General features: G+C 72.8%; 17 protein-coding genes. 5 read left to right on the top strand and 12 right to left on the bottom strand.

Annotation, left to right across the window (positions count from 1 at the left end; genetic code table 11):
• Window positions 1–57: 57 nt before the first annotated feature.
• The 8 genes from tolB to ruvC all read right to left on the bottom strand — a co-directional run bounded on the left by tolB (window position 58) and on the right by ruvC (window position 7,071).
• The gene (gene tolB / locus AAC134_RS16685) at window positions 58–1,407 is read right to left on the bottom strand and encodes a Tol-Pal system beta propeller repeat protein TolB (RefSeq protein WP_339950254.1); all 1,350 of its coding nucleotides are present in this window, start codon (window positions 1,405–1,407) and stop codon (window positions 58–60) included.
• A gap of 59 nt (window positions 1,408–1,466) precedes the next feature.
• Entirely contained in the window at window positions 1,467–2,813 is a 1,347-nt protein-coding gene (locus AAC134_RS16680) for a hypothetical protein (protein ID WP_339950253.1), read from the bottom strand.
• Entirely contained in the window at window positions 2,810–3,295 is a 486-nt protein-coding gene (locus AAC134_RS16675; protein ID WP_339950252.1) for an ExbD/TolR family protein, read from the bottom strand. The genes AAC134_RS16680 and AAC134_RS16675 overlap by 4 nt, the downstream gene beginning before the upstream one ends.
• 3 nt (window positions 3,296–3,298) lie before the next feature.
• The gene (tolQ, locus tag AAC134_RS16670; RefSeq protein ID WP_339950251.1) at window positions 3,299–4,015 is read right to left on the bottom strand and encodes a protein TolQ; all 717 of its coding nucleotides are present in this window, start codon (window positions 4,013–4,015) and stop codon (window positions 3,299–3,301) included.
• Window positions 4,016–4,395: 380 nt separating this feature from the next.
• Window positions 4,396–4,797, bottom strand: a complete 402-nt coding sequence (gene ybgC / locus AAC134_RS16665) for a tol-pal system-associated acyl-CoA thioesterase (protein WP_339950250.1) — start codon at window positions 4,795–4,797, stop codon at window positions 4,396–4,398.
• Window positions 4,794–5,852, bottom strand: coding sequence for a Holliday junction branch migration DNA helicase RuvB (gene ruvB, locus AAC134_RS16660; RefSeq protein WP_339950249.1), 1,059 nt, complete (start codon window positions 5,850–5,852; stop codon window positions 4,794–4,796). The genes ybgC and ruvB overlap by 4 nt, the downstream gene beginning before the upstream one ends.
• An 8-nt stretch (window positions 5,853–5,860) precedes the next feature.
• Entirely contained in the window at window positions 5,861–6,556 is a 696-nt protein-coding gene (gene ruvA, locus AAC134_RS16655; protein ID WP_339950248.1) for a Holliday junction branch migration protein RuvA, read from the bottom strand.
• Window positions 6,553–7,071 carry a crossover junction endodeoxyribonuclease RuvC gene (gene ruvC, locus AAC134_RS16650; protein WP_339950247.1) on the bottom strand — a complete coding sequence of 173 codons (519 nt, stop codon included), beginning with the start codon at window positions 7,069–7,071 and terminating at the stop codon, window positions 6,553–6,555. The genes ruvA and ruvC overlap by 4 nt, the downstream gene beginning before the upstream one ends.
• A 314-nt stretch (window positions 7,072–7,385) precedes the next feature.
• Between ruvC and AAC134_RS16645 the strand changes: the two genes are divergently transcribed.
• A complete protein-coding gene (locus AAC134_RS16645; RefSeq protein WP_339950246.1) occupies window positions 7,386–7,604 on the top strand; it encodes a DUF1127 domain-containing protein in 219 nt (72 codons plus the stop codon).
• Window positions 7,605–7,764: 160 nt separating this feature from the next.
• On the opposite strand, the gene AAC134_RS16640 is transcribed toward AAC134_RS16645, so the two are convergent.
• The gene (locus tag AAC134_RS16640) at window positions 7,765–8,634 is read right to left on the bottom strand and encodes a 50S ribosomal protein L11 methyltransferase (RefSeq protein ID WP_339950245.1); all 870 of its coding nucleotides are present in this window, start codon (window positions 8,632–8,634) and stop codon (window positions 7,765–7,767) included.
• Window positions 8,635–9,029: 395 nt separating this feature from the next.
• Entirely contained in the window at window positions 9,030–9,677 is a 648-nt protein-coding gene (msrA, locus tag AAC134_RS16635; protein ID WP_339950244.1) for a peptide-methionine (S)-S-oxide reductase MsrA, read from the bottom strand.
• A 200-nt stretch (window positions 9,678–9,877) separates the two neighbouring features.
• On the opposite strand from msrA, the gene AAC134_RS16630 reads away from it, so the two are divergent.
• Window positions 9,878–12,295: a UvrD-helicase domain-containing protein gene (locus AAC134_RS16630; protein ID WP_339950243.1), complete on the top strand. Its 2,418-nt coding sequence runs from the start codon at window positions 9,878–9,880 to the stop codon at window positions 12,293–12,295.
• 271 nt (window positions 12,296–12,566) lie between these two features.
• On the opposite strand, the gene AAC134_RS16625 is transcribed toward AAC134_RS16630, so the two are convergent.
• Window positions 12,567–13,175, bottom strand: coding sequence for a carbonic anhydrase (locus tag AAC134_RS16625; RefSeq protein ID WP_339950242.1), 609 nt, complete (start codon window positions 13,173–13,175; stop codon window positions 12,567–12,569).
• Between the two features lie 138 nt (window positions 13,176–13,313).
• Window positions 13,314–14,336, bottom strand: a complete 1,023-nt coding sequence (locus AAC134_RS16620; protein ID WP_339950241.1) for an acyltransferase family protein — start codon at window positions 14,334–14,336, stop codon at window positions 13,314–13,316.
• A gap of 219 nt (window positions 14,337–14,555) precedes the next feature.
• On the opposite strand from AAC134_RS16620, the gene AAC134_RS16615 reads away from it, so the two are divergent.
• Genes AAC134_RS16615 through AAC134_RS16605 form a run of 3 tightly spaced genes read left to right on the top strand, consistent with a single transcriptional unit; the run spans window position 14,556 to window position 17,003 of the window.
• On the top strand, window positions 14,556–15,413 hold the full coding sequence (locus AAC134_RS16615; RefSeq protein WP_339950240.1) for a MaoC/PaaZ C-terminal domain-containing protein: 858 nt from the start codon (window positions 14,556–14,558) through the stop codon (window positions 15,411–15,413).
• A gap of 58 nt (window positions 15,414–15,471) precedes the next feature.
• Window positions 15,472–15,840: an OB-fold domain-containing protein gene (locus tag AAC134_RS16610; RefSeq protein ID WP_339950239.1), complete on the top strand. Its 369-nt coding sequence runs from the start codon at window positions 15,472–15,474 to the stop codon at window positions 15,838–15,840.
• An 11-nt stretch (window positions 15,841–15,851) separates the two neighbouring features.
• Window positions 15,852–17,003: an acetyl-CoA acetyltransferase gene (locus AAC134_RS16605; protein ID WP_339950238.1), complete on the top strand. Its 1,152-nt coding sequence runs from the start codon at window positions 15,852–15,854 to the stop codon at window positions 17,001–17,003.
• Window positions 17,004–17,160: the final 157 nt, after the last annotated feature.

Genomic DNA, 17,160 nt, shown 5'->3' with positions numbered 1-17,160 from the left:
CGATGGGGGGTGGTCCGGCGGTTTGCCCGCCATCTTGTTGCGCACCGGCGCCGCGGCTCAGGGGAGCAGCGGCGACCAGGACGGATCGGAGGCCGCGCCCGGCGTCGGGGCCCGGCGCAGGTTGCGCCCGTTCGCATCGACGCGCCAGATCTGGGGCGCGCCGCTGGCGCCGGGGGATTCGCGGAAGAACATCAGCACCCGGCCGTTGGGCGACCAGGTGGGACCCTCGTCGAGGAAAGAGGCGGTCAGAAGGCGCTCGTTCGACCCGTCGGTGCGCATCACCCCGACATGGAAGCGCCCGCCGAGCTGCTTGGTGAAGGCGATCTGGTCCCCGCGCGGCGACCAGACCGGCGTGCCGTAGCGCCCGTCCCCGAAGGAGATCCGCCGCGGCGCCCCGCCGGAGGCCGGCATCACATAGAGCTGCGGCGTGCCGCCGGCGTCCGACTCGAACACGATCTGCGCGCCGTCGGGCGAGAAGTCGGGCGAGGTCTCGATCGCCGGGCCCGAAGTCAGCTTGGTCAGCTGCCGCGAGGACAGCGACATCGAGTAGATGTCGGTGTTCGCCCCGTCGGTCAGCGACATCAGCACCCGCCCCCCGTCGGGGGAGAACTTGGGCGCGAAGGACATCGAGGGGAACGAGCCCAGCACCTCCGAGCCGCCGCCGCGCAGGTCCTGGTAGACCACCTTCGGCGCGCCGCTGCCCCAGGAGATGTAGACCAGGCTGTCGCCGGCGGGCGAGAACTCGGGCGCCAGCACCAGCGAGCCGCCGTCGGTCACGTAGCGCAGGTTGGCGCCGTCCTGGTCCATCACCGCGATGCGCTTCTGGCGGGCGTTCTTGGGCCCGGATTCGGACACGAAAGCGACGCGGCTGTCGAAATAGCCGGGCTCGCCGGTCAGGGCGAGGTGGATGGCGTCGGCGATCTTGTGGCCGATGCGCCGGGCGTCGCCCGCCGCGGCCCGCAGGCCCAGCCCGTCGCCCAGCGGCTTGCCGCCGTAGACGTCCCACAGCTGGAAGCGCGCCTGCAGGCGGCCGTCCTCGGTCATCGCCGCCTCGGCGATGCCCAGCGCCTCGGCGTTGATCACGCGCCAGTTCTCGAACTCGGGCCGCTCGTCGACCGAGCCGATCCGACCGAGGTAGGCCGAGGAATCGATGATCCGGAACAGGCCCGAGCCGGCGAGGTCGTCGACCACCACCTGCCGGATCTCCTGCGCATAGGCCGAGGCGCCGCCGTTCGAGACGAAGGCGGGGATCGCGATCGGCATCGGCTCGATCACGCCCTCGGTGATCTCGATGCGCAGCGGCTCCTGGGCGGCGCCGGGCGCGGGAGCGAGCGCGGCGCCGGCCGCGACGAGCGCGGCGAGCGAGACGGCCGCGAGGGACCGGAACGGGCGGCGTCGGGCGGTCATCGGAGCGGCACCTCTTCTGCGTTTCTCGTCGACGGGACCGAGGGGACGGGCGATGCGCATCACATCTCCACCCCTCTGCCCGGGTTGAACTTGAACTCGATCACCTGCCAGCGACCGTAGGATTCGCGCGGCAGGTCGAAGCCGGAGGTGGCCGCGCGGGCGGCCGCGATCTCGGCGACCTGGATCGCCACGCGCCAGCGGGCGTCGGGAACGCCGTTGGGCTGCACCACCTTCGGGCTGCCCACCATCTTGCCCGACTGGTCGAGCCGGACCTGGACCACCACCACCAGCTCCTCGAAGTTGGGCAGGCTGGTGACCCGGTCCATGCGCCAGTATTTCTGCACGCCAAGCTTCACGCCGTTGACCTGGCCCGAGGTCAGCCGCGGCCCCTGCGGCGCGTTGGTCGTGGCCCCCGACGAGCCGGAGTTCGACGCGGCCGTCGGCTGCGCAGGCTTGGGGTCGGGCTTCGCCGCAGGCTGGGCCGCGGGCTTGGGGTCGGGTTGGGCGGGCGCGGTCGGGGCGGGCGTGGTCGGGGCGGGATCGGCCGCGGCGGTCTGGGTCTCGGGCTCGGGCGCGCGGGTGCGCTCGGGCGCCTCGGGGCGGCCGCGCGGGGGGGCCGAGGCCACGGGGGCGAGCGTGTCCTGCTCCGAGGTCTCGTCGGCCTCGGTCACGATCTGGGTGGTCGCCTCCTGGGGGGCGGCGGCGGGCTGCTCGGGCGGCGGCGGGGTCTGGGCCTGCTGCTCGGCGGGCCGGGTGGCGGGCGTGGGGGTGTCGGCCTCGGCGATGGTCTGCTTGGGCGGCGCGGGCGTGGGCGCCACGCGGTCGAGGTCGCGCGGCGGCGCCGCGTCCGGGGTCACCGGCGCGTCGCGCTGGGGCGCGTCGAGGTTCTCAGGGCCAGCCTGCAGCGGCGGACCCGAGGCGGTCACCCCGCGCGGCGGCGCCACCGGCGCGTCGGGGGCGCTGGGCGCCTCGGGGCGCGAGGCGGGGGTCGCGGTCTGCGTCGGGGCGGCGGTCTCCTGGCGCTCCGGCGGGCGCGTGGGGGCGGGCGCGCTCTCCGAGGGTCGGGTCTCGGCGCGGTCGGGGGGCGTGTCGGCGGCCGGGGCCTCGGGCGCGGGCTTGTCCTCGCCCGGGCGCGGGGGGACCAGCGAGGCGACCTCGCCCCGCGGCCCCTCGGGCGCCTGGGAGACCATGGCGTCGAACTCGGAGGACGAGATCAGGTCGACGTCGGCGATGCGCACGGCCTGCGCCTCGTCGCCGCGAAACAGCGGGCCGCCGAAGATCGCCAGCAGCAGCACCGCGACATGCGCGCCGGTCGAGACCAGAAGGCCCCGCTTCTCCTCGGGCTCGGGTCCCACCGGACGAACCGGAGGACGCCGGGCGCTGCGGGGGGCGCGGCGGGCGCTCATTCGCTGGGCGTCCCCGGCGCGGCCTGGGTTCCGGCGGGGCGGGCGGGCGCGGAATCGGTGACCAGCGCGATCGACGAGAAGCCGCCCGCGTTCAGCGCGCCCATCACCTGCATGATGGCGCCGTAGCTCAGCCCCTGATCGGCGCGCAGGAACACCTGGTCGTCGCGCCGCTCGGCCGCGATGGCGGTCAGGCGCACGAGCAGATCCTCGGGCGGCACCTCGGCGTTCATCACGTAGACCTTGCCGTCAGGCGCGAGCTGCACGGTCAGCGGCTCCTCCTGCTGGTGGGGCAGGGGGTCGGCGGCGGTCTGCGGAAGCTCGAGCGGGACCCCGGTGGTCAGCAGCGGCGCCGCGACCATGAAGATGATCAGCAGCACCAGCATCACGTCGACCATCGGCGTGACGTTGATGTCGCCCATCGGCCGGTGGCGGGCCCGCCGGGTCCCGCGCCCGGCGCTGCGGCGCTGGACGGTGGCGGCCATGGCTCAGCTCTCCCGCTTCTGCATCTGCCGGTCGAGGATGGCGCCGAACTCGTCCGAGAAGGCCTCCATCCGGCTGACCAGCCTGTCGGCGTCGCCCGACAGCATGTTGTAGAAGATCACGGCCGGAATTGCGGTCACGAGACCGAGGGCGGTCGCGACCAGCGCCTCGGCGATGCCCGGCGCCACGACGGCGAGGTTGGTGTTCTGGCTCATCGCGATCGCCTCGAAGCTGTTCTTGATGCCCCAGACGGTGCCGAACAGGCCCACGAACGGCGTCACCGAGCCCACGGTGGCGAGGCTCGAGAGACGCGATTCCAGCGCCTCGGCCTCGCGCCCGATGGCGACGTTCATCACCCGGTTGATGCGCGCCTCGGCCCCCGCGATCAGCTTGCCGCCGGTCGCGTGGGACTTGCGCCATTCGTTCATGCCGGCGGTGAAGATCCGCTCGAGCGCCGAACGCGGGCGTTCGCCCAGCCGCTCGTGCAGCTCGTCGAGCGGCTGGCCGGACCAGAAGGCGGTCTCGAACCGCTCCGCGTCGCTGCGGGCCCGGCGGTAGGCGAGATACTTCGAGATCGTGACCGCCCATGACCAGATCGAGGCCATGACCAGCAGGATCATCACGATCTGCACCGTCAGCGTGGCGCGCAGGAACAGCGCCGCCAGGGAAAAATCAAGTTCGTGCGCCGCGGCGATCGCGTCGGCCGCCTGCTCGGGATTCATGCCTCGTCTCCGCCTCTGCCCATCGCGGTCGACCCGTCTTTCGGGGCCCTTGGTCCGCGCGCGCCCGCCGTCTCCGCCCACCCCGGGCGGTTATCACGGGCGCAGTATAAAGCAAGCGCGAGCGGTGAAACAGCAGCGCGGCGGCATTATGGCGGATCGGCGCCCTGCGACGGCGAAGCGCGGGCGATTTCGGGGGGGCAGGGGCCTCGCTGCGGCGCTTTCGGAGGGGCGGCGCCCCCGGCGGCGCCGGCGGAGGCGCCGCGTCGGGCCGGGCGCCGGGCCCGCGGGTCCGCCCGCGGCGCGTGGCGGGCGTCGGCGCGGGGGGCGAGCGGCGCCCGGGGCGAGCGTTCGGGGCAGGCGTTCGGGCGGGGCGCGGGGGATCAGCCCGCGAGGCGCTCCATCGCCGCGCGGGCCTCGGGCGGCAGGCGGACGGGGCGGCCGTCGAGCGTCATGCAGGCGACCGAGACCCTCGCCCGGTTCAGGACCCGCCCGTCGCGCCGGACCTCCTGGAGCATCGTGGCCGAGGCGCCTTTCAGCGTCTCGACCCGGGTTGCGACCTCCAGCAGGTCCTCGAAGCGGGCGGGGGCGAGGTAGTCGACCTCGATCCGGCGCACCACGAAGACCACGCCGGCGGCCTTCAGCGCGCTCTGGTCCACGCCGAGCTCGCGCAGCGCGTCCGAGCGGCCGCGCTCGTAGTAGCGCAGGTAGTTGGCGTAGAAGACCACGCCGGCGAGGTCGGTGTCCTCATAGTAGACGCGGACGGTCAGGCGATGCTCGGTCATGGCTCGTCGAACAGGTCGGGGGCGGGGCGCGGGGCCTCGGGCGGGCTGGGCGCCTCCAGCCCCAGGTGGCGCCAGGCCTTGGCCGCCAGCATCCGCCCGCGCGGGGTGCGCTGGATCAGGCCCGATTGCAGGAGGAACGGCTCGATCACCTCCTCGAGCGCGTCGCGGGCCTCGGAGAGGGCGGCCGAGATCGTCTCGATCCCCACCGGCCCGCCGCCGTAGTGGTCGGCCAGCAGCCGCAGATAGCGCCGGTCGCCGCCGTCGAGCCCAAGGTCGTCCACCCCCAGCCGGGTCAGCGCCCGGTCGGCGAGCGCCTGGGTGACGGTCCCGTCGCCCTCGACCACCGCGAAATCCACCACCCGGCGCAGCAGGCGGCCGGCGATGCGCGGGGTGCCGCGGGCGCGGCGCGCGATCTCCTGCGCGCCGTCGGGGGACGCGGGGGCGTTGAGCAGGCGGGCGGCGCGGTCGACGATCTTCACCAGATCCTCGACCGAATAGAACTCGAGCCGCACCGGGATGCCGAAGCGGTCGCGGAGCGGCGTGGTCAGCAGGCCGAGGCGCGTGGTGGCGCCGACCAGGGTGAAGGGCGGCAGGTCGATGCGCACGGTGCGCGCGGCCGGCCCCTCGCCGATGACGAGGTCGAGGGCGTAGTCCTCCATCGCGGGATAGAGGATCTCCTCGACCACCGGGGACATGCGGTGGATCTCGTCGATGAACAGGACGTCGCGGGCGTCGAGGTTGGTCAGGATCGCGGCCAGGTCCCCCGCCTTGGCCAGCACGGGGCCCGAGGTCATGCGGAAGTTCACCCCCAGCTCGCGCGCCACGATCTGGGCGAGGGTGGTCTTGCCCAGGCCGGGGGGGCCGTGGAACAGCGTGTGGTCCATGGCCTCGCCCCGCCGGCGGGCGGATTCCACGAAGACGCGCAGGTTGGCCCGCGCCTCGGGCTGGCCGACGAAATCGTCGAGCGCCTTGGGGCGAAGCGCGCGGTCGGCCTCGTCCCCGGGCAGGGGCTCTCGGTCGGTGAGACGGCCGGAGGGCGGGGCGTCGGAGGCCATTCAGGGGCTCACTTCGGGGCCAGGGCGCGCAGGGCGGCGCGGATCAGGGCGGCGGAGGTCGGGGGGGCGTCCCCCTCGGCCGCGGCCTCCGCCACGGCGGCGGCGGCCTGTCCCTCGGGGTAGCCCAGGTTGACCAGGGCCGAAAGGGCGTCGGCCTGGGCTGCGGCGGACGCGGCGCCGGCGTCGGGCGCCTCGGGCGCCTTGCGGGCGCGGCGTTTCGGGGCGGGGGCGTCCGGCGCGTCGGCGACGGGCGAGAGGGTGGGGGCGGCGGCGCGGGCGCCGCGTCCGCCCAGCGCCATGACGGCGGGAGCCTTGTCGCGCAGCTCCAGCACGATGCGCTGGGCGAGCTTGGGGCCCACGCCCGGCGCCTTGCGCACCGCGGCGGTGTCGCCGGTGACGATGGCGCGCCCGGCGCCCTCGGGGCCCAGCAGGCCGACGATGGCCAGCGCGCTGCGCGGCCCCACCCCCTGCACCGAGGTCAGCAGGCGGTGCCACTCCTTCTCGGCGAGCGTGGGGAAGCCGAACAGCTGCATCAGGTCCTCGCGCACCACCAGTTCCGTGTAGAGGGCGCAGGGCTCTCCGGGTTCGGGCAGGGCGGCGAGGGTTCGGGGCGAGGCGTAGATGACATAGCCCACGCCCGCCGCCTCGATCAGCGCGTGATCCTCGGCGATGTAGTCGAGCCGGCCGGAGACCTTGCCGATCATCGCGCGGCCCCGGCGGCGGCGGCGGCGAGCGCGGCCTCGAGCTTGCCGCCGGCGCGGGCGTGGAAGGCGTGGCAGAGCGCGATGGCGAGCGCGTCGGTGGCGTCGGGACCGGCGAGCTTCGCGCCGGGGAGCTGAAGGCGGACCATGTGCTCGACCTGGGGCTTGGCGGCGTGGCCGACGCCGACCACGGCCTTCTTCACCGCGTTGGGGGCGTATTCGGCCACCGCCAGCCCGGCTCGGGCGGGGACCAGCAGGGCGATCGCGCGCGCCTGGCCCAGCTTCAGCGTGCCGGCTGCGTCCTTGTTGACGAAGGTGTGCTCGACGGCGGCGACCTCGGGGGCCTGGGCGGCGACAATTTCCGAGAGCTGCTCGAACAGCGACAGCAGGCGGGTGGCGAGATCGCTCCCCCGCGATTCGCAGACCCCGTTGGCCACGTGCCGGATTCGGCTGCCGGAGGTCTCGATCACCCCCCAGCCCATCTTCCGGAGGCCGGGATCGACCCCGATCACCCGCATCTGTCCCGCCTTCTTCCGCTCGATTTTCGTCAGGCTAGCACGAACCGCGAACATCGGACCAGAGGAACACGGCCGCTTCGCCCGGATTCCGCCACGTTTGCGATCCGCAACCGACATCGGATGCTCTGAATCCGACGTGGCGTCGGGGAATGGCAAGGGTCTGAAAACCTAAAGCTTTTTGCTATGCGCGCCGTGCAAGGCGCCCATGCGTTTTGCACAGTTGCACAAGAATTCGGCGCCCTCTAGATGCGCCCTCACGGGACGACGCCGCGTCCCGCCAACCGGTATGATCGCCGGCCCGAAGGAGACCGACCATGACCCAGATCAACGTGAACGCCCCTGCGCTGCCCCGTGGCGCGCTGGCCATCCACTCGGCCATCAACGCCCTCGAGTCGCTGATCGCCGAGATCGCGCTGTGGAACGCCCGCCGCAACACCGCCCGCGCCCTGTCGCGCCTGTCCGACCGCCAGCTTGCCGACATCGGCCTGCTGGGCGCTGACCTGGACGCCGTCGCGGCCCGCCTGCGCCGCTGATCCGACCCCCCTTCGGGTCCGGCGGAACGCCGTCCTCGCGCAAGCGGGGGCGGCGTTTTCCATTTCCGGGGCGGGGTGGCCTCCACGGGGCCGGCGGCAGACGATGCCCGCGCAGGGGCGCCGCCCGCGCAGGGGTGCGGCCGTGCGGGGGGGCGCAGGCTCAGCGGCGGCGCAGCACCAGCGAGGTCCAGCCCTCGAGCTTCACCACCCGATGGCGCACGAAGCCGTTGGCGAGGAACACCTGCTCGACCCCCGGCGCCTGGCGGTCCAGCAGGCCCGAAAGGACGGCGAACCCTCCCGGAGTCGTCGCCCGCGCGATCGAGGGCGCGAGGCGCTTCAGCGGGCGGGCGAGGATGTTGGCGAAGACCAGACCGTAGGGGCCGGCGTCGCGCACCAGCGGCGCCTCGAGCCCGTCGGCCTGGCCGACGCGCATCCAGGGCAGCAGGCCGTTGGCCCGCGCGTTGGCCCGTGCGGTGCGCACCGCCACCCCGTCGATGTCGGTCGCCACCGCCAGCCGGCGGAAGGTGGCGGCCGCGGCCATCGCCAGAACGCCGGTGCCGCAGCCCACGTCCAGCGTGCGGTCGAAGACCCAGCCCTCGCGCACCAGCCCCTCGAGCGCCAGCAGGCAGCCGCGGGTGGTGCCGTGGTGGCCGGTGCCGAAGGCCATGGCGGCCTCGATCTCGAGCCCGACGCGGTTCAGGGGGATCGTCTGGGCGTCATGGGTGCCGAAGACGATGTAGCGGCCGGCATGCACGGGCGTCAGCTCTCGCCGCACCTGGGCGACCCAGTCGCGATCCTCGAGCTTGGAGACGGCGAAGGGTCGGGCGCCATGGGCGGCGGCCAGCAGGTCCAGCGCCACGCCGTCGGGCTTCTCGTCATAGTAGGCGCCGACCTCCCACAGGCCCGAGCCGTCCTCGATCTCGAGCACCGCCAGCGCGAGGGGGGAGAGGGGCAGGCCCTCGACCGCGTCTCCGAGCGTGTAGGCGGGGGCCTCTCCGGGCAGGGTGGTAAGCGCGGTCCAGGTGGTCATGACGAGGGGCTCCGGGGGCCATGGGCGCAGGGGTCCGGGGCGCTTTGGCGGCTGGGGGGCGCGAGGTCAAGGGCGGCGGAGGGGAGAGGGGGCGCCCTGCGGGCGGGCCTGGCATGCGCGCCTGCGGCGCGGGAGGGCGCTTCTGAACTCACCCAAGAACAGAGGCCGCGCCTGTTCTCCGCAGCCGTCCGTCGCTGAGTGATGCCTGAGCGACTCGCCCGCCCCGGTCAAGGACAAGCCGGCTTCGCCGGTCGCCTGCGGCGATCCCTGACCGGGGCGGGCGAGTCGCTCCTTACGGCATCAGCGACGGACGGCTCCGGAGAACAGGCGCTCCCGGCGGGCCTGGTTGCGGGCGCCGGGAGCGCGTTGTTGCGGGCGCCGGGGGGCGGCCGGGGTCAGGCGCCGACGCCGATGGGGCAGGCGACGCCGGTGCCGCCGACGCCGCAGTAGCCGGCCGGGTTCTTCGAGAGGTACTGCTGGTGATAGTCCTCGGCGTAGTAGAACTCGGGCGCGGGCAGGATCTCGGTCGTGATCTTGCCGTAGCCGGCGGCCTGCAGGCGCGCCTGGTAGGCGTCGCGGCTGGCCTCGGCGGCGGCTTTCTCCTCGGCCGAGGCGGTGTAGACGCCCGAGCGGTACTGCGTGCCCACGTCGTTGCCCTGGCGCATGCCCTGGGTCGGATCGTGCCCCTCCCAGAAAGCCTTGAGCAGCGCGTCGTAGGAGATCGTGGCAGGATCGTAGACCACCAGCACCGCCTCGGTGTGGCCGGTGCGGCCGGTGCAGATCTCGCGATAGCTGGGGTTGGGGGTGACGCCGGCGATGTAGCCCACCGCCGTGGTCCAGACGCCGGGCAGGGCCCAGAACTTGCGCTCGACCCCCCAGAAGCAGCCGGCGGCGAAGATCGCCGTGCGGTGACCCTCGGGGAAGGGCGGCTTCAGGGGGTTGCCGTTGACGTGGTGAAGCTCGGCGGTGGGGATCGGGTCGGGGCGGCCGGGCAGCGCGGTGGCGGCCGTCGGCAATTCGGGCGTGCGGCGCGAAAAGAACATGAGCGGTCTCCTCCTGCTTTGGGCTCCAATCTAGGCGCGCGGCCGCCGCAATCCTAGACGCTTGCGCTTCACGGATGCGGCAAGGCGCAGGGGCGTGGGCGCTCTCGGTCGCCGCGCAGGGCGCGACGGGCCGCCACGGGGCGGAACGCAACGCGAACACCCTCTTTCGCCGGGACGCCGCCCGCGCTAGGCTGAGGGTCATGAGCGGGCGTGGATCATTCGACGACGGTTTCGACGGAGAGGGATTCGGCGACGAGCTGCAGGCCTTCGAAGCCGCGGCCGGGCCGAGCCTCTCGGCGCGGGCCATGGCGGCGCGGCCGACCCCCTACCTGGACGGGCTCAACCCCCCCCAGCGCGAGGCGGTCGAGACGCTGGACGGCCCCGTGCTGGTGCTGGCCGGCGCGGGCACCGGCAAGACCCGGGCGCTGACTGCGCGGATCGCCCATATCCTCGCCCAGGGCCGCGCCCGCCCGTGGGAGATCCTGGCGGTCACCTTCACCAACAAGGCCGCGCGCGAGATGAAGCATCGCGTGGCGGACCTGACCCGCCAGCCCGCCGACGGCATGCCGTGGCTGGGCACGTTCCACGCGCTGTGCGCCAAGATGCTGCGCCGGCACGCGGAGCTGGTGGAGCTGAAGTCGAACTTCACCATCCTCGACACCGACGACCAGCTGCGCCTGCTCAAGCAGATCCTGCAGGCCGAGGGCATCGACGAGAAACGCTGGCCGCCCCGTCTGATGGCGAGCCTGATCGACGGCTGGAAGAACCGCGGCTGGCGGCCCGAGCAGCTGCCCGCGGCCGAGCACGCCGCCTTCAACCGCCGCGGCGGCGAGGTCTACGCCCTCTACCAGTCCCGCCTGCGCACGCTGAACGCCTGCGATTTCGGCGACCTGCTGCTGCACATGACCACCATCTTCCAGAGCCACGAGGACGTGCTGGAGGGGTGGCGCAAGCGCTTCCGCTACATCCTGGTGGACGAGTACCAGGACACCAACGTCGCCCAGTACCTGTGGCTGCGCCTGCTGGCCGGCGGCGCGAAGAACATCTGCTGCGTGGGCGACGACGACCAGTCAATCTACGGCTGGCGCGGCGCCGAGGTCGGCAACATCCTGCGCTTCGAGAAGGATTTTCCCGGCGCCAAGGTGATCAGGCTGGAGCAGAACTATCGCTCGACCCCCCATATCCTCGCCGCCGCCTCGGGCGTGATCCACACCAACGAGACGCGTCTGGGCAAGACCCTGTGGACCGAGGCCGCCGCCGGCGAGCGGGTGCGCCTGATCGGCCACTGGGACGGGGAGGAGGAAGCCCGCTGGATCGGCGAGGAGATCGAGGCCTTCCAGGGCGGAACCCGCGGCCATGATCGGGTCGGGCTCGACGACATCGCGATCCTGGTGCGCGCCGGCTTCCAGATGCGCGCCTTCGAGGACCGCTTCCTGACCATCGGCATGCCCTACCGGGTGATCGGCGGCCCCCGCTTCTACGAGCGGCGCGAGATCCGGGACGCGATGGCCTATTTCCGCCTCGCCGTCTCGCCCGACGACGGGCTCGCGTTCGAGCGGATCGTCAACGTCCCCAAGCGGGGGCTCGGCGACAAGGCCCAGCAGCAGATCCAGCTCGCCGCCCGCGAGGCCGGCGTGACGCTGGTCGAGGGCGCAAAGCGCGTGCTCGAGGCCGGGACACTGACCGCGCGGGCCCGCAACGCCCTGCGCGAACTGCTCGAGAGCATCGGGCGCTGGCACGCCCAGGTGCTGGCCGGCGCCTCGCATGTCGAGCTCGCCGAACTGATGCTGGACGAGAGCGGCTATACCGCGATGTGGAAGGCCGACCCCTCGCCCGAATCGCCTGGGCGGCTCGAGAACCTCAAGGAGCTGATCAAGGCGGTCGGCGAGTTCGAGAACCTGCAGGGCTTCCTCGAGCACGTCAGCCTCGTGATGGACAACGAGAACGAGGACGGCGGCGAGAAGGTCTCGATCATGACGCTCCACGCCGCCAAGGGGCTGGAGTTTCCGGCCGTGTTCCTGCCGGGGTGGGAGGACGGTCTGTTCCCCTCGCAGCGGAGCATGGACGAGAGCGGGCAGAAGGGGCTGGAGGAGGAGCGCCGCCTCGCCTATGTCGGCCTGACCCGCGCGCGGGAGCATCTGACGGTGTCCTTCGCGGCCAACCGGCAGATGTACGGGCGCTGGAACAACGCGCTGCCCTCGCGCTTCATCGACGAGCTGCCCGAGGCGCATGTCGAGGTGCTGACCCCGCCGGGCCTTTACGGTCATGGCGGCGGGCGGGCCGGGGCGGCGACCGAGATCCCCGGCGTGATGAAGGGCTCGCAGCTCGAGGATCGGGCGTCGCGGGCGGATGCCTACAACTCTCCGGGCTGGCGGCGTTTGCAGGCGCGCCAGGCCGGCGGCCGGGGCCTGAGCCAGCCGCGGGAATCGGCCAACCTGGTGATCGACGCCGAGGCGGTCCCCGCCTTCGAGATCGGAACCCGCGTCTTCCACCAGAAGTTCGGCTACGGCGCGGTCACCGGGATCGAGGGCGACAAGCTGGGCATCGACTTCGAGAAGGCCGGCTTCAAGCACGTGGTGGCGAAGTTCGTCACCGCCGCGGACGACGTGCCCTTCTGAGGGCGCCCCCGCCGCTCATGCCGGCCTGACCGGCGACCGGGCGCCGGCCCTGTCCGGCCAGCCCTGTCCGGACGGCCTCGCCGGACGGCGCGCGGGGCGCCAGCAAGCTCCCTCCGACAGCTCCCCTCGACCCGGGCCCTGCGCCTGAAGGCTGGATCTCGCGATCGGTCCCGCCGTTCGCCTTGCGGACAAGGGGGGAGGGGGCCCCGGGACGAGCCCGGGGCGCGCCGTGTGGCCAGGCGCCGACAGCGCGCCCGGCCGGCCGCCGCGATCAGCGCGTCTTCGCGTCCTCGGGGGTGATCGAGCAGCGCATGTCGCGCAAGAGCCCGTCCTTCAGCCCGTAGCACAGGCCATGCAGGCTGACGGTCAGGCCACGCTTCCACGCCTCGCGCAGGATCGGCGTGTCGGCGAGCTTGCGGACGCTTTCCAGCACGTTGAGCTCGCACAGGCGGTCGATCTTCTGTTCGTGGGTCTCGATGCGGTCGAGCTCCTCGGCGTTGATCTGCGAGAGGCGCCGCACCGGCTCGAGCCAGTGGTCGACCAGCGCGCCGGTCGGTTCCGACAGGGAGGCGCGCACGCCCCCGCAGCCGTAGTGGCCGGTGACGATGATCTCCTTCACGCCGAGGCCGAAGATCGCGAACTCCAGCACCGAGAGCATGTTCATGTCGGCCGAGTGGATCACGTTGGCCACGTTGCGGTGGACGAACACCTCCCCCGGATCGAGGCCGGCGACCTGGTTGGCCGGCACCCGGCTGTCCGAACAGCCGATCCACAGATACTCGGGCGTCTGCTGGGCGGCGAGGCGAGGGAAGAAGTCGGGGGAGGCGGTGCGGATCCGCTCGGACCAGGCTTTGTTGCGTTTGAAGATTTCGTCGATCATCTGGGTCTCCGCATGGGGGGCGAGAAAGGGCGGGACGGTCGACCGCCTCCCCGGCCGCGTCGACCGGGGGTTAGTTAGTATGCGCTCGCCGTGGCGGCAATATCTTTGCCGAAGGACGGCGCGGACCCCCGACGCCCCTCACGCCCCCAGCGCCGCGCCGATCCGGGTGCGGCGCAGCAGCGGGGCGGCCAGCAGCGGCCCGGCGACGCCGGCCGCCACCCCCAGCGTCACATGCAGGGCGACATCCTCGATCCCGACGGCCAGCAGCGCGATGCGCGTGGCGCTCGAGAACAGGGTGTGGGCGAGGTAGATGAACAACGAGTTGCGCCCCAGGGTCACGGCCCAGCGCGTGCGCCCCAGCGCGCTGCCCCGCACCATCGCGATCAGGCCCACGGCCGCCGCCAGCGACAGCAGGAAGGCGGGCCGGTCGCCCGGCGCCGGCGAAAGGTCCGCGAGCGCCAGGCTCGCCCCGAAGGCGGCCAGCCCCGCCCAGCCGAGCCACGGGCGCCAGCGCCCCACAAGCAGCGGAACCCCGATCAGCGCGCCCACGGCAAAGAACGGCAGATGGCTCAGCGCCGGCTCGACCGACTTGATGACGGCGTGGGGCACAAGATAGAGCGCCAGCGCCGCGGGCCCTGCGACCGACAGGACCGCAAGCAGGATCCACCCCAGCCGCCGGGACCCCGCGAAGCCCGCGAAAGCCGCCATCTGGATCAGGAACAGCGCCCACAGGAACCACAGGTGCTGATAGGGCGGCAGCGGCCAGCGCAGCAGATCCTCGAGTCCGGCGGGGTGGTTGGCCGCCGACCCGGCCAGCGCCCGGAAGGCCAGGAACACATAGGTCCACAGCAGCATCGGCAGCAGCAGCCGGGTCAGCCGCGTGCGCAGAAACGCCGTCGCCGGCCGCCGCTGCGCCGAGCGCGGAAAGGTGATCCCGGCCAGCACGAAGAACAGCGGCATGTGAAACAGGTAGATCGCCGCGTCGAGGGTCGCGAACAGCCCCGGGTCCAGCGCGACGGGCGAGTCCTCGAGCCCCCGCAGCGCGTGGCCCAGCACCACCAGCAGGATGCCGATCCCCCGCGCCGCGTCCAGCCACGACTCGCGCGCGGCGCCCCGCGGCGGCAGGTCGAGCGGCTCGGGTCGGGGGGCTTGGATCGGCATCCGGCTCCTGGCGAGAACATGGCGCGGGCGGGACCACCCTAGCGGCTGACGCGTTTTCGGAGAATGACCCGGCGATGTCGACGGCCGCCGCGGCCGCACGTTCGCGGGGCGAGACGAACTGGCAAGTCCGCCTTATCATGCGCGCGGCGGCCGCCAGGGCCGCGGAGGCCGCGCGGACGATCATGACGCGGCGACACGAGGTGGGAGGAACCGGTCGACATGGCCATCGACTACGACACGCTGATGAAGCTCGACATTCCCGCGGTCGAGCAGACCTATTCCGAGCGCGACACGATGCTCTATGCGCTGGGTCTTGGCCTGGGCGCGGACCCGACCGACCTCGACGAACTCGGCTTCGTTTTCGAGGACGGGCTCGCCGCCCTGCCGATGATGGCCAACGTGCTGGGGGCCAAGGGCTCCTGGGTGCGGGACCTGGACACCGGGGTGAACTACCTCAAGGTCGTGCATGGCGAGCAGTCGCTGACCCTGCACGCGCCCCTGCCTGTGGCCGCGACCGTGGTCGGCAAGACCCGGGTGGCCGAGATCGTCGACAAGGGCGAGGGCCGCGGCGCCCTGCTGATCGGCGAGCGCGAGATCACCGACACGGCGACCGGCAAGCTGCTCGCCACCGTCCGCCAGACCATCTTCGCGCGCGACGACGGCGGCTTCGGCGGCCCGACCGAGGTCTCGCGCCGGCCCGCCACGATGCCCGAGCGGGCGCCGGACCTGACCCTCGCGCGCGAGACGCGGCCCGAACAGGCGCTGATTTACCGGCTGTCGGGGGACTACAACCCGCTGCACTCCGATCCTCGCGTGGCGCAGAAGGCGGGCTTTCCGCGGCCGATCCTGCACGGGCTGTGCACGTTCGGGATCGGCGGTTTCGCGGTGCTCAAGGGCGCCTGCGGGCTGGAGCCGGGCAAGCTGAAACGGCTTGACGCGCGCTTCACCTCGCCGGTGTTCCCCGGCGAGACGCTGGAGACCGACCTCTGGCTCGAGGGCAAGGAGGTGTTCTTCCGGGTCCGCGTTCCCGCGCGGGACAAGGTGGCGCTCGACAACGGCTACGCGGTGGTCGGCTGAGCGCGGGGGCGGCTCGCCGCCCCGGCGACACGGACAAGAAATGCAAGGAGGAAACCGCATGTCCCAGGAGATACGGCCCGAGGCCGACTTTCAGGCGCACCTGGCCCAGGGGCGCTTCATGATCCTGCGCGCAAAGGGCTCGGGCCGCTGCTTCTGGCCGCCGCGCGTGGCCGAGCCGCGCACGGGCGACCGGGACCTCGAGTGGGTCGAGGCCTCGGGCGAGGGGGTCGTCTACTCGACCACCGTCATGCGCCCGCGCCCGCCGGCCGCGCCCTACAACGTCGCGCTGATCGACCTGGCCGAGGGCGCGCGGATGATGTCGCGGGTCGAGGGCCCGGCCCCCGAGGAGGTCGCGATCGGCATGAAGGTGAGCGCCCGCATCGCGCAGTCGGAGGACGGCCCGCTGGTCGTCTTCGATCCGGCGTGAAGGAGAGCGAGATGACCGGATTTCCCCGCGGACGCACCGCCATCGTCGCCGCCGCCACGCATGGCATCGGCGAATGCCCCGGCTTTCACGAGACCGACCTCGCCGCCCATGCCGGCCTGAAGGCGCTGGATCGGGCGGGTCTGACGCCCGCCGACGTCGACGGGCTGTGGATCGCCCAGCCCACCGACATGCTGGCGGGGCTGAGCTTCGCGCAGTATCTGGGCATTCATCCCAGGATCATCGGCAACAACCGGGTCGGCGGGTCCTCGTTCCTGACCCACATGCATGAGGCGGCGCTGGCGTTGGACGCCGGGTTGATCGACGTGGCGCTGATCGCCTACGGGTCGAACCAGCGCAGTTCGACCGGCAAGCTGGTCTCCACCGCGCGGCCCGATCCCTGGGACGGGCCCTACAAGCCGGTGCTGCCGGTGGCCGCCTACGCCTTCGCCGCCGCGCGGCACATGCACCAGTACGGCACGACGCCCGAGCAGCTGGCCGAGGTTGCGGTGGCGGCCCGGGGCTGGGCGAAGCTGAACCCCGAGGCGTTCATGCGCGGCGATCTGAGCGTGGACGACGTGTTGTCCGCCCGGCGCGTGGCCGATCCGCTGGGGGTGCGCGACTGCTGCCTGGTGACCGACGGCGCGGCGGCCATCGTGATGACCCGGGCGGATCGCGCGAAGGATCACGCGAAGGTCCCCGCGCATGTGCTGGGAATCGCGGCGGCGACGACGCATATGCAGGTGAGCTCGATGGCCGATCTGACCGTGTCGGCCGCGGCCGAGTCGGGGCCGCGGGCAATGGCGCAGGCGGGGGTGAAACCCTCGGACTTCGACGTGGTCGAGCTTTACGATGCGTTCTCGATCAACACCTTGCTGTTCCTCGAGGATCTGGGGTTCTGCAAGAAGGGCGAGGGTGGAGACTTCGTGTCGGGCGGCCGGATCGCGCCGGGCGGGTCGCTGCCGGTGAACACCAACGGCGGCGGGCTGAGCTGTGTGCATCCGGGCATGTATGGCCTGTTCACGGTGGTCGAGGCGGTGGAGCAGCTGGCCGGAACCGCGGGCGAACGGCAGATCGAGGGCGCGAAGCTCGCGCTGTCGCACGCCAACGGCGGTTTCCTGTCGAGCCAGGTGACGGCCGTCCTCGGCGCGCCGGAAACCGTCTGACGCCAGGCCGGTCCGGGGGCCGCGGATGGCCCTCGGATCTTGCCCTGTCGCCTGTGCAGGCGCGCCGCCGGCCCGAAGCGGGCGCAGGCGGGCGAGGGGCCCGGACCTCCCGCCGGCGGCCAGGATCCGCCAGGGGCGCCGCGAGAGGGTCGAGCCG

Source organism: uncultured Albimonas sp., assembly GCF_963977235.1.
In the GTDB taxonomy this organism is placed as follows: Bacteria; Pseudomonadota; Alphaproteobacteria; order Rhodobacterales; family Rhodobacteraceae; genus Albimonas.
This window is presented reverse-complemented; position numbering and strand designations above follow the sequence as displayed.

What these genes read in the sequence shown, in the direction of transcription:
- AAC134_RS16605 (WP_339950238.1), top strand. Translation starts at nt 15,852, where the DNA reads ATGACCGGATTTCCCCGCGGACGCACCGCCATCGTCGCCGCCGCCACG.
- AAC134_RS16645 (WP_339950246.1), top strand. Translation starts at nt 7,386, where the DNA reads ATGACCCAGATCAACGTGAACGCCCCTGCGCTGCCCCGTGGCGCGCTG.
- AAC134_RS16610 (WP_339950239.1), top strand. Translation starts at nt 15,472, where the DNA reads ATGTCCCAGGAGATACGGCCCGAGGCCGACTTTCAGGCGCACCTGGCC.
- AAC134_RS16640 (WP_339950245.1), bottom strand. Translation starts at nt 8,634, where the DNA reads ATGACCACCTGGACCGCGCTTACCACCCTGCCCGGAGAGGCCCCCGCC.
- AAC134_RS16615 (WP_339950240.1), top strand. Translation starts at nt 14,556, where the DNA reads ATGGCCATCGACTACGACACGCTGATGAAGCTCGACATTCCCGCGGTC.
- AAC134_RS16675 (WP_339950252.1), bottom strand. Translation starts at nt 3,295, where the DNA reads ATGGCCGCCACCGTCCAGCGCCGCAGCGCCGGGCGCGGGACCCGGCGG.
- msrA (WP_339950244.1), bottom strand. Translation starts at nt 9,677, where the DNA reads ATGTTCTTTTCGCGCCGCACGCCCGAATTGCCGACGGCCGCCACCGCG.
- AAC134_RS16680 (WP_339950253.1), bottom strand. Translation starts at nt 2,813, where the DNA reads ATGAGCGCCCGCCGCGCCCCCCGCAGCGCCCGGCGTCCTCCGGTTCGT.
- ybgC (WP_339950250.1), bottom strand. Translation starts at nt 4,797, where the DNA reads ATGACCGAGCATCGCCTGACCGTCCGCGTCTACTATGAGGACACCGAC.
- ruvA (WP_339950248.1), bottom strand. Translation starts at nt 6,556, where the DNA reads ATGATCGGCAAGGTCTCCGGCCGGCTCGACTACATCGCCGAGGATCAC.
- ruvB (WP_339950249.1), bottom strand. Translation starts at nt 5,852, where the DNA reads ATGGCCTCCGACGCCCCGCCCTCCGGCCGTCTCACCGACCGAGAGCCC.
- tolQ (WP_339950251.1), bottom strand. Translation starts at nt 4,015, where the DNA reads ATGAATCCCGAGCAGGCGGCCGACGCGATCGCCGCGGCGCACGAACTT.
- AAC134_RS16620 (WP_339950241.1), bottom strand. Translation starts at nt 14,336, where the DNA reads ATGCCGATCCAAGCCCCCCGACCCGAGCCGCTCGACCTGCCGCCGCGG.
- ruvC (WP_339950247.1), bottom strand. Translation starts at nt 7,071, where the DNA reads ATGCGGGTGATCGGGGTCGATCCCGGCCTCCGGAAGATGGGCTGGGGG.
- AAC134_RS16630 (WP_339950243.1), top strand. Translation starts at nt 9,878, where the DNA reads ATGAGCGGGCGTGGATCATTCGACGACGGTTTCGACGGAGAGGGATTC.
- tolB (WP_339950254.1), bottom strand. Translation starts at nt 1,407, where the DNA reads ATGACCGCCCGACGCCGCCCGTTCCGGTCCCTCGCGGCCGTCTCGCTC.
- AAC134_RS16625 (WP_339950242.1), bottom strand. Translation starts at nt 13,175, where the DNA reads ATGATCGACGAAATCTTCAAACGCAACAAAGCCTGGTCCGAGCGGATC.